The sequence below is a fragment of the Lysinibacillus sp. YS11 genome, assembly GCF_002896375.1.
In the GTDB taxonomy this organism is placed as follows: Bacteria; Bacillota; Bacilli; order Bacillales_A; family Planococcaceae; genus Lysinibacillus; species Lysinibacillus capsici.
Genome location: NZ_CP026007.1, coordinates 2,198,699 through 2,212,554, shown reverse-complemented (window position 1 = coordinate 2,212,554; position 13,856 = coordinate 2,198,699). Strand labels below are relative to the sequence as shown.

Below are 13,856 nucleotides of genomic sequence, written 5' to 3'. Positions count from 1 at the left end.
CTCTCTTTTTCATCGAATTTTTTATGATTTTGACATATATTACAGGACTTTCTAATTGACGTCAACCCTTTTTTACGTTGCCGTTTCAGCAAAAAACGCTCCTCACAAGGAGGAACGTTTTTTTTCTACATAATGAATCACATCAGCCATAATCGCATACATCTCTTTTAATTTTAATTTCTTATTATCAGAGACTTTCTTCGCTACTTTCTCCGTGACAATTCCTTTTTCTACTAATGTATCCCAGCTAGTCGCATTGGATTCACCCATGAGGACGTCAGCCAAATATTGAGCTAGCTCATCTCGCTCAATAGCTTCATCGCCTTGATTATAAACTTTATTGATGACAATTTCGAGCTGGTCCTTCACTCCTGCTGCACTTTCTCCACCAGCACGTAGCATGCTCTCTTTTAACATTTTAGCAAACTTTATTTTCGTCGCCTTACTGTCTACTTTTAGGTCATTATCATAGCCGCCCACAACAAGGCCGTAATTAATGAGGGTTTGAATGGCTTCATCATACCATTCTCCTTGATATGGATACTCAATTGAAAATGAATCAACATAGGCACCTTGCTTAGCCAATTGCTTTCGTAATGTAGCGATTAATGGTTTATCCTTACTCATGTCTCTAAAGGTTACATCGTGCTTCTGTGCAAGAGCAGCCGCAGTCCCAGCCGCTTCACCTGTCACCATCCCTGTTGGAACAATACGTGCACTACCAGCTGCAAGTGAGGAATAACCAGCAGAGCGTCCGACAACCAATAAGCCATCAATATCCTTCGGTACTAACGACCGGAAAGGAATAGCATATTGCTTGGGTGAAGCGATCACATAGCCGTAATCATGAGGCGTTTGCGCTTGCACATCGACTGGATAAGAGGCAATGCCAATACTATCCCACTGATCACTATTTTTCCACAGGTCTGCCATTGGTAATTGATACTCTGCCCAAATATGTCTCGTTTCTCGGACATAGAGCTCTTCTGGATAGCTGACAATTTCAGCTTTTTCAAACCCTGGGAAGTTTGTTTGTAAATATTTTAGAATGTGTAACGTTTCTTTCTTCCCAGCGACAATCGCCGCTTGTTTTGAGGATTCATTCAAACCATCAATACCAAAAATCTGTAAGGCATTGATGAAATATTCATCATCTACACGAGCTAAGTTTAACCCTCGTAATCTAGTACCCTCTTGTAATGGCTTGTATTCATCATGTAGCTTTGTAAAGCCCCACATCACCGTATGATTTAAATTAGCACCGCCAAATACACCGGAATTAGCCGCTTTTTTGACTTCATCCCAATTGACATTTTTTAAATGTAGCATTAAAGTCACAGCCATACGCTTATCCTTTATGCCAATATCTTCTCCGCCCACAAAGAAAGGAACGCCCGACAAGGCTGCAAAATCAGCATCCTGTGTAGCATCTATGAATGATTTCCCCGTCACAACATATGTACCGTACTCATTTTTTAATTCCACAGACGTTAATTGTTGTTGTTTGACATTTGCTTTCACAACCTCGGTTTGCACGGATAACGTTAAGTTGGGCTCTTCATCGATCAGCTTTTTAAAGGCTGCCTTAGCACCTACAATACCAAAAGCGTCATTCCCTCTAACAAGTTCATGCCATTCCTTAAATATTCCCTCACTAATCGAGTTGTTATGGCCATCACGAGGAATGTCGAGGAAATTCAGCATACCATATGTAAATAATCCACCTAACTCTTGTCGTTTTTCGACCAGCAATGTTTTCGCACCATTTCGAGCCGCAGCTACAGCCGCAGCCACTCCCTCTGGTTCACCACCGATGACAATAACATCATATTCTTCCTCTATATGTTCAATTGGTTCTGGCTTTTTATACTCATCTACTAATTTATCGTATGCCATAGAGTTTGTTATTTCTTTAATAAAATAGTAGCTACCAAACCCAACTAAAACTACTATTACACAAGTGGCTGTCCATAATAAGCCCTTACCCATAATATACCTCCAATTGTTAAAATTTCCATCGATATGTTTATTTAATCATCATTCCCGCCACAAGGGCTGAATGTCCTAGTTGAACGCAGGCATAGCATATCATTACCACAAACGAATAATTCTTTAGCTTACAGCATTCTCTATGAAATTATCATCAAGATAAATGAATGAAATCATTTATGAGGATTGTGATGTTTTTCGTCTAACTTTAGCAACATCTATCTAGTATAAATGAAAGAGCCACGAATAGCTGGCATTCAAAACGGGGATGGGCTTGTGGGCACCAGTGATGATTTACTTGATATATAAACAGTCAGAATCATTTTAGACGAAACCTTTGTGAATAAGCAACTAAAATCCCCGTGGAAAATGATGTCATTTTTCTATTCTTTTTCAAAAATAGTTAATCACACTACAATAGACGCTCCACTCTCAAAGAAAGTTACACCAAATTTAATTTTTTTATTGTATCTTTATTCAGTTTATGTTTAACAAAAAATGTGGAAAGAACGCCAAACCTTGATTTAATAATGTTTATAGACTATGGAACATATTTCATGCTATACTAGAGCCATTGTGAAAAAAAGGAGGAACTTGCATGATTCAAGTTAGTAATGTAGGTCTTCGCTATGGCGATCGTAAACTATTTGAAGACGTAAATATAAAATTCACACCAGGCAATTGCTACGGTTTAATTGGGGCAAATGGTGCTGGTAAATCAACATTTTTAAAAATCCTTTCTGGTGAAATTGAAGCGCAGGAAGGAAATGTATCGATGGGTAAGGACGAACGTTTATCTGTCCTGAAACAAAACCACTTCGAATACGATGAGCATACAGTGCTCGACACAGTTATTATGGGGAATAAACGCCTATATGACGTGAAAACAGAAAAAGACGCTATCTATGCAAAGGAAGATTTCTCAGATGAGGATGGCATGCGTGCTGCAGAGTTAGAAGGTGAATTTGCAGAGCTAAACGGTTGGGAAGCTGATTCAGAAGCGGCTACACTATTAAACGGTTTAGGTATCTCCGATGATCTTCATTACATGCTAATGGGCGATCTTGAAGGTTCTGACAAAGTTAAAGTATTACTGGCACAGGCACTGTTTGGTCAGCCTGATGTACTATTACTCGATGAGCCTACCAACCACCTTGACTTAAAGGCAATTCAGTGGCTGGAAGAGTTCCTGATTAACTTTGAGAATACAGTTATTGTTGTATCCCATGACCGTCACTTCTTAAATAAAGTATGTACACATATTGCGGATTTGGACTTCTCTAAAATCCAATTATATGTAGGGAACTATGATTTCTGGTATGAATCTTCTCAATTAGCACAAAAAATGGCACAAGACCAAAATGCGAAAAAAGAAGAGAAAATTAAAGAATTACAAGCGTTTATCGCACGTTTCTCTGCCAATGCTTCTAAATCGAAGCAAGCAACATCTCGTAAAAAAATGCTGGATAAAATTGAGCTGGATGATATTAAGCCATCAAGCCGTAAATATCCATTCATCAACTTCCAAATCGGCCGTGAAATTGGTAACGATGTCCTAACAGTAGACGGTCTAACAGCAAGTCATGAAGGCGAAACGCTTTTCAAGGACATGCGCTTCTCGATGAACAAAGAAGATAAAATTGTTTTACTTGGTAGCCCAATGGCGAAAACAGCACTTCTTGATATTTTAATGGAAGAAAAAGAAGCGGATGCTGGCACATTTAAATGGGGTGTAACGACATCTCAAAGCTACTTCGAAAACGATCATGACAAGTACTTCGAAGGTTCTGAAAAAACATTAGTAGAATGGTTACGTCAATATTCTCCAGACGATGAAACAGAAAGCTTCCTACGTGGTTTCCTAGGACGTATGCTGTTCTCTGGTGAAGAAGTGAAGAAATCCCCTGCTGTTCTTTCTGGGGGCGAAAAGGTACGTTGTATGCTATCGAAAATGATGCTTGCGACAGCAAATGTTATTTTATTAGATGAACCTACGAACCACCTTGATCTTGAATCTATTCAAGCATTGAACGAAGGCTTAATTCGTTTCAAAGGCGCAATGATTTTCACATCACATGACCATCAGTTCATCCAAACAATTGCTAACCGTGTCATCGAAATCCGTGAAGACGGCTCTATTTTAGATAAGCAGTTAACATATGATGAATTCCTAGAGTGGAAAGATAGCCAAGGTTTAAGCTAAGCTTTACAAAAATCCTCTACCCATAGTGGGTAGAGGATTTTTTTGTCTTTTGTGTTTATATGGTTTTTAAAGGATTAAAAGGATTTTTATTGAATGATATAGTATAGCATTAATGAGGGGGTAATCTTCGTGAAGAAAATTGCAATTATATCAGATATTCATGGGAATAAAACGGCATTAGAGGCCGTATTAAAAGACATTCGCTTAAGAAAGATTGACAGAATTTTTTGTTTAGGTGATTTAATCGGCAAGGGCCCTCAAGGTTCTGCCTGTATAGAACTTATCCAACAGAATTGTGAACAAGTCGTACGAGGCAATTGGGACGTATTTATTCAATCCCCTACTGACAATGATTTTCTCCAATGGTTTAAAGATCGATTAACAGCAAAAGACTATCAATATCTCGGGTCATTACCCTTCCATATTGATCTAGAATTAAATGAACAGCTCATAAGATTTTTCCATGCGTCTCCAAGAAGTGAATTTGAACGTATCCTACCAAATCATCCACTTGAAAAGCGTTTATCTATGTTTGAGAATACTGCAGTAACCAATTCAAGCCATTACAAGAAACATCCTGATATTGTGTTCTATGGCGATATCCATACAACTTTTTTACATACATATAAACAAGGAATTCTTTGTAATGTAGGGAGTGTTGGTAATTCACTTGACCTAACTTCTGCTTCCTATGCCATTCTAGATGGAACACAGTCAAACAATGCCATCCAATTTATTAGAGTAGCATATGACCGAGAGGCTGAGCTAATGATCGCAAAAGAACTAGGTATGCCTCAATTAGATCAGTATTATAATGAAATTATGTTTGCCAACTATCGAAATGCTTAGTACCGTCATAATTAAAAAAGAATCCATTTTCATGCCAACATGGATTCTTTTTATATTCAACGCTGAAAATACCATTGCAGCGCATTCTTGTAGAGGATTTTATCAGCAGCCTGTTGATCAAATAGCTGTTGAATCAATTCCACATCCCCATAATTAAAAGGTCGTTTAGCTCTAGTAGACGGGCAATCCGTTCCAAACATGAGGGCATCTGGATTAGCATTATAAATCGCTTGTAAAGCATGCTTCACATCCAGCTCCACACGACCAAAGCCAGTCGCCTTGACACGTACTCCCTTATCAACAAGCTTTAATAAATGTGGCAGCCCTTCTTCCGACAACCCTAAATGATCGATGGAGATGGCTGGTAATGCTTCAATTGTCGAAGCTATCTCCGGTATTTCCTTCGCATCGATATATAATTCACTATGCCAGCCCACCAAATCATAAACCCGTCGTGCAAAGGTTTCTAGCTGTGATAAATCCTCTGAACCACCTCGTCTACTATTAAAGCGTAATGCCCGTACCCCATTGTTATGTAAATGTACAATTTCATCATCCGTGACCGTATTAGGTAATTGCGTTACCCCACAAAACGTGGGACCCAATTGTTTCAATGCTTTTAAAAGATAGGCTTGGTCAAATCCTTGAAAAGATCCTGATACAATGGCGCCTCCCGCTATCTGGAGACTCACTGTGTCCTTTTGATAATCCTCTACTACATAGCTTGGTGGCGTATAACCTTGATTTTCGATAATCGGAAAATTAAAGTCAATGATATGAAAGTGTGCATCAAAGATTCGCATCATTTATCCCCCTTTTCCTTTGAATTTACCATACTCTAACTATAAGTTATAATACGAATTTCCAGCTATTTATCATAAGGAAAACTTATTGACTTGCAATAGCTTAAGTTCCCTCTTCTCTTTTCAAGTTGATAAAACAAACGTAAAAAATGGTATGAACAATTAATTTCATACCACTCTTTTTAGCTAAGCTAATGCCTTATTCCTCAAATTTTTTAAATGCTAGCACAGCATTATGACCACCAAAGCCAAACCCATTCGATAGCGCAAAGTTAACGTCTTGATGAAGTGCCTCATTAGGAACATAGTTTAAATCACATTCGGGATCTGGTGTTTCATAATTGATGGTTGGTGGAATAATGCCCCCCATTATACTTTTCAATGTAATAATGGCTTCAATTCCACCGGCCGCGCCAAATAGATGTCCTGTCATCGATTTTGTGGAGCTAACCTTTAGTTGATAGGCATGGTCACCAAAAACGTGTTTAATAGCCTTTGTTTCAGATTTATCTCCCTCTGGAGTACTTGTGCCGTGTGCGTTGATATAATCGATAGCTGCCCCATCGATAGCACCCATTTTTAATGCCAGCTTCATGGCATTGGCAGCACCCATAAAATCAGGAGCTGTAATATGATAAGCATCTGTTGTCACACCATAGCCAACAATCTCACCCAGAATCGTAGCACCCCTTTGTTTGGCGTGTTCATACTCCTCTAGGAATACGATGCCAGCTCCTTCAGACATGACAAAGCCATCCCGCTCGCTATCGAATGGTCGACTGGCCTTTGTTGGCTCTTCATTCCTAGTGGACATGGCTTTCATGCGGGAGAATCCTGCAAAGCTAAGTGGATTAATCGGTGCCTCCGCTCCGCCTGCTAAAATGCCATCCGCATAGCCATGTCGAATCGCTAAGAAAGCTTCTCCAATCGCCTGGTTTCCTGTCGCACAGGCAGAAACAGGTGAAAAGCTTGGTCCTTTAAAGCCCGTTTTGATTGCTAGTATTCCTGCAGCCATATTGCTAATCATCATCGGCACCATAAATGGTGACACCTTCCTAGGCCCTTGATTGAGCATCGCTTGATGATTTTCTAAAATCGTTTCAATGCCCCCAATGCCAGAGCCAATGTAAACGCCTAAACGCTCCTTATCTACCTGATCCATATTTAAATTGGCTTGTGTCAGAGCTTGCTGGGCAGCGGCAACAGCATATTGCACAAATAGATCATATTTACTGATTTCTTTTTTATCCATATACAGCGTTGCATCGAAATCCGTACTCGTCCCAGCAATTTGCGTATTAATGCCGCTAAATGCCTCCCCTTGAATTTTTTGAATCCCTGATTTTCCTGCTTTAATATTCTCCCATAAGGCTGATACCGAATTACCTAACGGGGAAACAACACCATATCCAGTAACAACGACTCTTCGTACCATGCACATCGCTCCTTCTCGTATCATGTCTTACTTTAACAGTTCCTTTAATTGCTCCAGCATCTTTTGAAAGAACGCTTCTCCTACAACACGTTTATATTGTAATGCCCCTTTCGTACTTGAAATAAGTAATACAGCTAGAGCCTCCAAATCATTAGTAGCTTGGAGTGCGCCCTGTTGTTTAGCTTCTTTCAATAGCTCAACAAAGACATCGATTTCCATTTGACTAAGCTGCTGAAGCTTTTCTTGCATTGGTTGCGGTAATTCTTGATAATCCGCCTGTAAAGCTGATATAGGGCAAATGCCGTCTTGCTCTAGAAATTTTATTCGCTGCATAATAAAGGCAAATGGCTTTTCCTCAGCTGGCAAAGTGGACTCCTTCATCAATGTAAAAGTTCTCTCTAATCCTTGTTGAATTCTTTCGCAAACAGCAATCCCTAAGTCTCCCTTCTTCTCGAAATGATAGTGAATACTGGCTTTCGTGACGCCAAGCTCCTTTGCTAAATGCTCATAACTAAATGATGTGAATCCTTTTTCCTGAATATTCTTCAATGTTAATTCTATAATTTGCATTTTTCTATTTGTCATGGCTTTATACTAACTTACTAGTAGGTAAGTGTCAATCTAAAAAATGCAGCAGATAAACGATTTATCTGCTGCTTGCGTGATTATTGCATTTCCTTTGTTGGTCCCATCACGCCAGGTACTGGTAAACCTGCTTGACGTAGTAGGACCGTCATTTGTCCACGATGATGTGTTTGATGGTCAATTAATACACGTAATAAAGCCCCTTTTGGCATCGGCGCTTTAAAGCCTGTTACTACCTCTAGTAACTCGTCATTCGAAAGCTTAGCCACTTCCTCTTTAATACCATTTGCTACGCTTTCATAGGCTGTCACGATCTCAGCCGCAGTCGATGGCACAGGATCTTCTTGGCGAATCATTGGTACTTTTAAGCCTGCTAGATAGCTAAAATAACCTGCTGCTCCAACTAAATGCCAGCCTAACCAACCAAGTGTACTATGACCCTCTACAATACTTTGCTGAAGCTTGTCATCTGTTAAAGCCTGTAATACCTGTAGTGTCCCGTTTGATGCATTTGACCATTCTTGTAAGAAATCATCTACATGTCTATACATGTCTTTGCCCCCCATTTTTTCACTTCATTTCTATCATAGATAATTTTCCATGCTGTTACAAGTTTTCATTAAATAGTTTACATAATAATATTATTTATACAATCTCATATTATTCGTATAACACTCCTCGTTCACGTATAATGAAAGAAAATAGCGAAGGAGTGTGCCCATGAGATACCCTGTTCTAGTACTTTCTGTAGTATTTTTGCTGGCTGGCTGTCGTGAAGAAGTTCAGGAAGAGCCTGTGCCAGCTCCAACACCATCTGTGGAAGACAAGCAAGCAGTGGAACAAGATCAAACGTCACTTCTCTCCTATTTTCCACCTGATGGATCTGTTGCTTCTTTTCAAGGGGAAGGAAATGAATTTGCTAGCTTCACACTAAAAACTACCTACCTCGATACACAGCATATCGTACAAATAGAGGATAATGGTGGTGTGACACTATCAAAAATCTACCGCATAACGGATACAAGTATTGATCTTGTCTATCGAGAACCTGTTGACAGTAATCCAAGCATGCCAAGTGCAGCTGAGGCAGCATCTTATCCTGTACTGGAAACCGTACTTCAAAAGCCTTTACAAGTCGGGACAAGCTTTCAAGGTTGGACCATTGAATCAACGACCGCTACTGTTGATACTGGTACAACGGTCTATCAAGATGTCATCCAGCTAAGTCGCTCTGAAGATCAAATGACCACAACCAAATATTTTGCAAAGGACATTGGTCTAATTCGCAAAGAGGATACGATGGAAACAGAGCAAGATGAGCCATTTGTTGTGACATCAACCTTGCAAAAAATAGAATAATTGAAAGAAAACAGGCGTCCTGCTTGGGCGTCTGTTTTTTAGCAAAGGAGGCCAATCAATGAGTGATATACATAATGCAACACCAAAGCAAGATGAATTAACGGAAGAAGAATTTATTGAACTTGTACTCGAGGAACAGCAAAAAGCATTAGCACAGGCGCGAGAAGAACGCATTTATGGAAAAAAGCCAAAAAAACAAAAGCCTCTTGTACGCTGGATCGTGTGGGGTATGGCACTAGTGCTGTTTTTCAATACATTTGCCCTCATTTTTCAAATCTACTCCATACCTGCGCTTGAATTTATCAAGGTTTCAACGCGGCTCTCTGCACAAGAAGATATACAAACCTATAAAAAGGCAGTCGTTGAAATTTCAACAGGCTCCAGTAAAGGCACTGGTTTTGCCATCTCACCAGATGGTCTGATTGTCACCAACGCCCATGTTGTCGAACATGCCACAACATTATCAGTTGTCTTTCCTGATGAGGGACTGATGGAAGCAACATTAATCGAGAGCTATCCAGCCGTAGATTTAGCCTTTGTACAGGTGCAAGCTGAGCAACTTCCCTATCTACCTCTTGCAGAAGATCCACCTTACACTGTTAATGAACATGTCTATTTTATTGGAAATCCACTTGCTTTCACCGGCATCGCTAATGAAGGAACATTGCTAGAAGCCATTCAATTAGAAGATTGGCAGGAGCCAGTTAGGATGCTAAAAGCTCCTGTTTATCGTGGCAATAGTGGTAGCCCTGTAATCGATCAACATGGTGAGGTCATTGGGGTTATCTTTGCCACGATGAAATATGAGCCCATTGGAAATGTTGGCCTATTTGTTCCTGTACAACAACTCCGAAATTTATTAGAAGAGCAATAAAAAATGAACCTGTAATAAGCAGGTTCATTTTTTATAAGGCGTCTTAGGTTTACATAATATTATTATTTATCTTTACTTTCTTGCTTGACGAACTGAGCAATTGGCGATTTTACAGGAATTTTACTGACAACCTCATCACTCACTTCTGCAACCTTTTGTAGCACATGTAAAAGCTTGTCATCCCCTGTCCAATGCTTTTCCACTACATCTGGACCCAACTTATTAATAATGGTATTTACCACAAAAGTTGCTAGTACAACATCATCTAAATAGCCACCAAAGCCTAGCAGTCCTTCTGGCATTAAATCCATCGGTAATACAAAATACGCAATGGATGCCCCAATTAATGCACGACTCTTTTTATCTACACCCGCATCGGTTACTGTTTTAATTAACAAATGAAATAAATCAGGCACAAACATTAAATACGGAGTAAACTTGTTACTTTTTCCCTTTTTCGACCCAAGGAAAGCTACTAATTTTGTACGTAGTTTCTGATAAAAATCCTTTTGCTCCTGTTCTTCAGGCAATTTTTCTTCATTATTCACATTCATCTGCCTCCTTCTTTACAGCTATGCGCTATTTTGGCGGGGCTACCCTCCATTTTATGGGGTTATCCGCTACTTTTGTGCAGCTATCCTCCAGTTTCACATGGCTATCCGCTGCTTTTATAGCGCTATCCTTTACTTTTGCATGGCTATCCGCCACTACTATATATTTAACCTAAAATAGGGTTTGTAATCCTTAAACTTGCAAATGATACAAAAAAGACATCCTATTTGCATAGGATGTCTTGGGTTTAACGAAAGTAATTTTAATTACTGAGAATTAAAGTTTAGTTACGTTAGCAGCTTGTGGTCCGCGGTTGCCATCTACAACTTCGAATTCCACTTTTTGACCTTCGTCAAGAGTTTTGAAACCTTCGCCTTGGATAGCTGAGAAGTGTACGAATACGTCGTTTTCACCTTCAACTTCGATGAATCCAAAACCTTTTTCTGAGTTAAACCATTTTACTGTACCTTGTTTCATTTAAGAAAACCTCCAAAAAATAAAAGTGAACAATATGTAATTTCTTCAGCGATTGAAAAAATTCACATATTACAAAGAGTACCGAACTAACGCGATCACTTTTTGTAATATGTGAATTCATGTTTCCGGTGAAGCAATTAAATTGTTAAGTTAAGTATAACTGCCATCCATAATTTTGTCAAATAAAGAAAAAATCTTTTTTACTTTTTTTCAAAATTTTTTTACTTCTCTTCTATTTTACACGCAATTATCCCATGATATACTTGTGCATCATCATCGCAAGCCTCACAGTAAAAGCTCTCATCCTCAGACCAAAAAGCCCAATACTGCTCCTCTTTCGTTGCCTCATTATCGTAAGAGGAACGAAAATGCGCTAATTTTTGCTGTAATGCACGTTCAAAGAGCTCCTTCGTGTCAAATGTATCTTCAGTTTGAATATAAGCTTCCCAGCCTTCAAATTTCCACCAAGGCTCATAGTCCGCTTTCATGTAAATAATTGTATACATATTTGCCCATTCCTTGCTGTCATAAGATAGTTTCATTTTAGCAAACACAACTGAAATGTCTATTAAAACCACCTGAATTATGCTATTATTACCTTATTATACATACTTTTTGGAGGTATTTTTATGTTTTCAAGTATTCGACCTAAAGCAGAGCTAGAAGAACTACTCAAACGTGGTACAGATTTACATGCAACAGGCCGATTTTACCAAACACTGGCATTCAATCATTTTACTTCACAAGATGAGGAGCACTTAAAGGCACTCTATCAAAAGCTCAAAGACATTACCCCTTCCATGAATGCCATTTTTCATCATTATTTAAGCGAGATATCCCCTACCTCTCAATTAATCATTAGTGAAGAAAATATTAATCAATACTTAACACAGTTTTTCTTAGCAACTCGTGATGATCATTATGTAGATGAAACTGTCAAATTTTTCAATCTATTCCGCAAGCATCAATACGAGCCTGGTAAATTAATTGTTGTCTTCAACCAATTTGCCTTCTATATTACTACATATATTTTATACAATTTTGGTATCAAACCAAATAAAGCATTTCAATATATGAAATCCTTCCAATCCGCTGTCAATGTCGATCAAGAATTATTAGTGGAAGTGTTAACAGAACGCATTATTGAAAATGTGGTAGGAGAAGTATCTTCTTTAATGGATGTCAATGCCAAAATTATGTACATGAAAGATTTAGTTTTTAGCCTAGATAAGCAAAATGAAGAGATTCAATCCTCTACTGCTGCCACAGAACAGATTGCAGCTTCTATCAATGAGGTTGCACGCATGTCTTCTCATATATCAGAGAAAACAACTGAATCTGTTGACCATGCTACAAAAGGTAAAAATGCTATTGAGCATGCCCTATCGGAGATTTTTAAAACAGAGGAGACCTTTACATCCATTGTTGACTCATTTTCGGAATTACAAAAAAGGGTAAATGATATTGAGCAGGTTGTCACATTAATCAATCAAATCGCCGATCAAACGAATCTACTCGCACTTAATGCCTCCATTGAAGCAGCGCGTGCAGGTGAACATGGGAAAGGCTTTGCGGTCGTTGCACAGGAAGTACGAAAGCTTGCTGAAAACACGGTAGCTGCGCTAAGTGAAGTATCCGCAAATGTTCATCATTTAAAGAGTTATTCGAATGATGTTTCTAACTCAATTACCGATACGACAGCTATTATTAAAGAAGCAACCGTTGAAGCAAAAGATTCGTTACCATTATTAAACGCCATTGTTCAAGCGATTGAGGGTATTAATTTAGATGTGACAAATACGGCTGCCATTTCCCAGGAACAAGCAGCCGCGATTGATGAAGTTTCAGCAAGAATGATTGAAATTTCAAGCTTGCAGGAAGATATTCGTGATTATAGTCATAATACATCCAGCGATATTCATTTATTAGGGAAAGAAATTAACCGTTTCCGTAATGATCTTATTGCTAACAATAATGTACAACTTTCATCTATTGCCCTACTACAATTATCGAAGGCGGATCATATTTTATGGAAATGGCGCATTTATAACATGTTCCTTGGCCTAGAAAACGTTGATCCAAGCGATGTTTCTTCTCATAGAGACTGTCGACTTGGCAAATGGTACACTGCGCCTCGTACAGTCGAACGTTTCGGTCATTTACAGGACTATCATGAATTAGATGGCTATCATTTACGCGTCCATGAATCAGCGAAGCTTGCGGCTGAAGCTCATAAAGCGGGTCATATCGAACAAGCTGATATTCATCTAAAAGAAGTCGATGAGGCATCTAAGCATGTACTTTATCACATTAATAACTTAATTGCCTATTTAGAAAAAGAACGTGTCATGCAATAAAAGGAGAGGTTCGCCCCTCTCCTCTATTAAGTAGGAGGTATTCCCTTGAACAAACGAGCAAGTATAAAATTTTTTGGTGATGTCTATGGCACAGGCTACCGATTCTTCATCAAGCAAAAAGCTATTGAATTAGGGTTAAAAGGATACTGTCGATTGAATGACGCAGAGCAAATTGAAGTGGAAGTGGAGGGCTCAGAAAAGGCACTCAATGAATTTCTCCTTTTTGTCCAAAAAGGCGTTAGTCCCCAAGCCGATTCCAATTCATTTTCTTTAGAATTATACGATGATTTAAAAGGCTATATACGTATGGAGTCAGACATTGTTTAATGTCTGGCTTTTTTGTAGTGTTGTTTTAGAGAGGGGTTCAACAATT

14 protein-coding genes and 1 other annotated feature (1 of these 15 cut by a window edge) are annotated in these 13,856 nt (G+C 38.9%); of the genes, 6 read left to right on the top strand and 8 right to left on the bottom strand.

Annotated features, from left to right (window positions below; translation table 11 throughout):
- Positions 1-22: a binding site (T-box leader), on the bottom strand; it reaches 198 nt to the left of the window's first position.
- 80 nt (positions 23-102) lie between these two features.
- Positions 103-1,989 carry an FAD-dependent oxidoreductase gene (locus tag LBYS11_RS10935; RefSeq protein ID WP_103118113.1) on the bottom strand — a complete coding sequence of 629 codons (1,887 nt, stop codon included), beginning with the start codon at positions 1,987-1,989 and terminating at the stop codon, positions 103-105.
- A 598-nt stretch (positions 1,990-2,587) separates the two neighbouring features.
- On the opposite strand from LBYS11_RS10935, the gene LBYS11_RS10930 reads away from it, so the two are divergent.
- Together LBYS11_RS10930 and LBYS11_RS10925 are read left to right on the top strand one after the other, a co-directional pair.
- Positions 2,588-4,192 carry an ABC-F family ATP-binding cassette domain-containing protein gene (locus tag LBYS11_RS10930; protein WP_004230062.1) on the top strand — a complete coding sequence of 535 codons (1,605 nt, stop codon included), beginning with the start codon at positions 2,588-2,590 and terminating at the stop codon, positions 4,190-4,192.
- Positions 4,193-4,321: 129 nt separating this feature from the next.
- Positions 4,322-5,041 carry a metallophosphoesterase family protein gene (locus LBYS11_RS10925; RefSeq protein WP_048392870.1) on the top strand — a complete coding sequence of 240 codons (720 nt, stop codon included), beginning with the start codon at positions 4,322-4,324 and terminating at the stop codon, positions 5,039-5,041.
- A 56-nt stretch (positions 5,042-5,097) separates the two neighbouring features.
- On the opposite strand, the gene LBYS11_RS10920 is transcribed toward LBYS11_RS10925, so the two are convergent.
- The 4 genes from LBYS11_RS10920 to LBYS11_RS10905 form a co-directional block, all read right to left on the bottom strand.
- Positions 5,098-5,844 carry an amidohydrolase family protein gene (locus LBYS11_RS10920; protein ID WP_103118112.1) on the bottom strand — a complete coding sequence of 249 codons (747 nt, stop codon included), beginning with the start codon at positions 5,842-5,844 and terminating at the stop codon, positions 5,098-5,100.
- 199 nt (positions 5,845-6,043) lie between these two features.
- Positions 6,044-7,279, bottom strand: coding sequence for a beta-ketoacyl-ACP synthase II (gene fabF, locus LBYS11_RS10915; RefSeq protein WP_103118111.1), 1,236 nt, complete (start codon positions 7,277-7,279; stop codon positions 6,044-6,046).
- 27 nt (positions 7,280-7,306) lie between these two features.
- Positions 7,307-7,864, bottom strand: coding sequence for a TetR/AcrR family transcriptional regulator (locus LBYS11_RS10910; RefSeq protein WP_048392873.1), 558 nt, complete (start codon positions 7,862-7,864; stop codon positions 7,307-7,309).
- Between the two features lie 80 nt (positions 7,865-7,944).
- Positions 7,945-8,415 (bottom strand): DinB family protein, encoded by a 471-nt coding sequence (locus LBYS11_RS10905; protein WP_103118110.1) that lies wholly within the window; start codon positions 8,413-8,415, stop codon positions 7,945-7,947.
- Between the two features lie 169 nt (positions 8,416-8,584).
- On the opposite strand from LBYS11_RS10905, the gene LBYS11_RS10900 reads away from it, so the two are divergent.
- Both LBYS11_RS10900 and LBYS11_RS10895 read left to right on the top strand, forming a co-directional pair.
- Positions 8,585-9,223 carry a hypothetical protein gene (locus tag LBYS11_RS10900; RefSeq protein WP_103118109.1) on the top strand — a complete coding sequence of 213 codons (639 nt, stop codon included), beginning with the start codon at positions 8,585-8,587 and terminating at the stop codon, positions 9,221-9,223.
- Positions 9,224-9,281: 58 nt separating this feature from the next.
- Positions 9,282-10,097, top strand: coding sequence for a S1C family serine protease (locus LBYS11_RS10895; protein ID WP_103118108.1), 816 nt, complete (start codon positions 9,282-9,284; stop codon positions 10,095-10,097).
- A 62-nt stretch (positions 10,098-10,159) separates the two neighbouring features.
- On the opposite strand, the gene LBYS11_RS10890 is transcribed toward LBYS11_RS10895, so the two are convergent.
- The 3 genes from LBYS11_RS10890 to LBYS11_RS10880 all read right to left on the bottom strand — a co-directional run bounded on the left by LBYS11_RS10890 (position 10,160) and on the right by LBYS11_RS10880 (position 11,668).
- On the bottom strand, positions 10,160-10,651 hold the full coding sequence (locus LBYS11_RS10890) for a YkvA family protein (RefSeq protein ID WP_103118107.1): 492 nt from the start codon (positions 10,649-10,651) through the stop codon (positions 10,160-10,162).
- 274 nt (positions 10,652-10,925) lie between these two features.
- The gene (locus LBYS11_RS10885; protein WP_004230088.1) at positions 10,926-11,126 is read right to left on the bottom strand and encodes a cold-shock protein; all 201 of its coding nucleotides are present in this window, start codon (positions 11,124-11,126) and stop codon (positions 10,926-10,928) included.
- A gap of 221 nt (positions 11,127-11,347) precedes the next feature.
- Positions 11,348-11,668, bottom strand: coding sequence for a DUF1033 family protein (locus LBYS11_RS10880; protein ID WP_233732723.1), 321 nt, complete (start codon positions 11,666-11,668; stop codon positions 11,348-11,350).
- A gap of 87 nt (positions 11,669-11,755) precedes the next feature.
- Here LBYS11_RS10880 and LBYS11_RS10875 point away from each other — a divergent pair, with 87 nt between their 5' ends.
- Together LBYS11_RS10875 and LBYS11_RS10870 are read left to right on the top strand one after the other, a co-directional pair.
- Positions 11,756-13,483: a globin-coupled sensor protein gene (locus LBYS11_RS10875; RefSeq protein ID WP_066036792.1), complete on the top strand. Its 1,728-nt coding sequence runs from the start codon at positions 11,756-11,758 to the stop codon at positions 13,481-13,483.
- Between the two features lie 45 nt (positions 13,484-13,528).
- Positions 13,529-13,810, top strand: coding sequence for an acylphosphatase (locus tag LBYS11_RS10870; protein ID WP_016994023.1), 282 nt, complete (start codon positions 13,529-13,531; stop codon positions 13,808-13,810).
- The last annotated feature ends 46 nt before the right edge of the window (positions 13,811-13,856 follow it).

What these genes read in the sequence shown, in the direction of transcription:
- LBYS11_RS10935 (WP_103118113.1), bottom strand. Translation starts at nt 1,989, where the DNA reads ATGGGTAAGGGCTTATTATGGACAGCCACTTGTGTAATAGTAGTTTTA.
- LBYS11_RS10930 (WP_004230062.1), top strand. Translation starts at nt 2,588, where the DNA reads ATGATTCAAGTTAGTAATGTAGGTCTTCGCTATGGCGATCGTAAACTA.
- LBYS11_RS10920 (WP_103118112.1), bottom strand. Translation starts at nt 5,844, where the DNA reads ATGCGAATCTTTGATGCACACTTTCATATCATTGACTTTAATTTTCCG.
- fabF (WP_103118111.1), bottom strand. Translation starts at nt 7,279, where the DNA reads ATGGTACGAAGAGTCGTTGTTACTGGATATGGTGTTGTTTCCCCGTTA.
- LBYS11_RS10910 (WP_048392873.1), bottom strand. Translation starts at nt 7,864, where the DNA reads ATGACAAATAGAAAAATGCAAATTATAGAATTAACATTGAAGAATATT.
- LBYS11_RS10905 (WP_103118110.1), bottom strand. Translation starts at nt 8,415, where the DNA reads ATGTATAGACATGTAGATGATTTCTTACAAGAATGGTCAAATGCATCA.
- LBYS11_RS10900 (WP_103118109.1), top strand. Translation starts at nt 8,585, where the DNA reads ATGAGATACCCTGTTCTAGTACTTTCTGTAGTATTTTTGCTGGCTGGC.
- LBYS11_RS10895 (WP_103118108.1), top strand. Translation starts at nt 9,282, where the DNA reads ATGAGTGATATACATAATGCAACACCAAAGCAAGATGAATTAACGGAA.
- LBYS11_RS10890 (WP_103118107.1), bottom strand. Translation starts at nt 10,651, where the DNA reads ATGAATGTGAATAATGAAGAAAAATTGCCTGAAGAACAGGAGCAAAAG.
- LBYS11_RS10885 (WP_004230088.1), bottom strand. Translation starts at nt 11,126, where the DNA reads ATGAAACAAGGTACAGTAAAATGGTTTAACTCAGAAAAAGGTTTTGGA.
- LBYS11_RS10880 (WP_233732723.1), bottom strand. Translation starts at nt 11,668, where the DNA reads ATGAAACTATCTTATGACAGCAAGGAATGGGCAAATATGTATACAATT.
- LBYS11_RS10875 (WP_066036792.1), top strand. Translation starts at nt 11,756, where the DNA reads ATGTTTTCAAGTATTCGACCTAAAGCAGAGCTAGAAGAACTACTCAAA.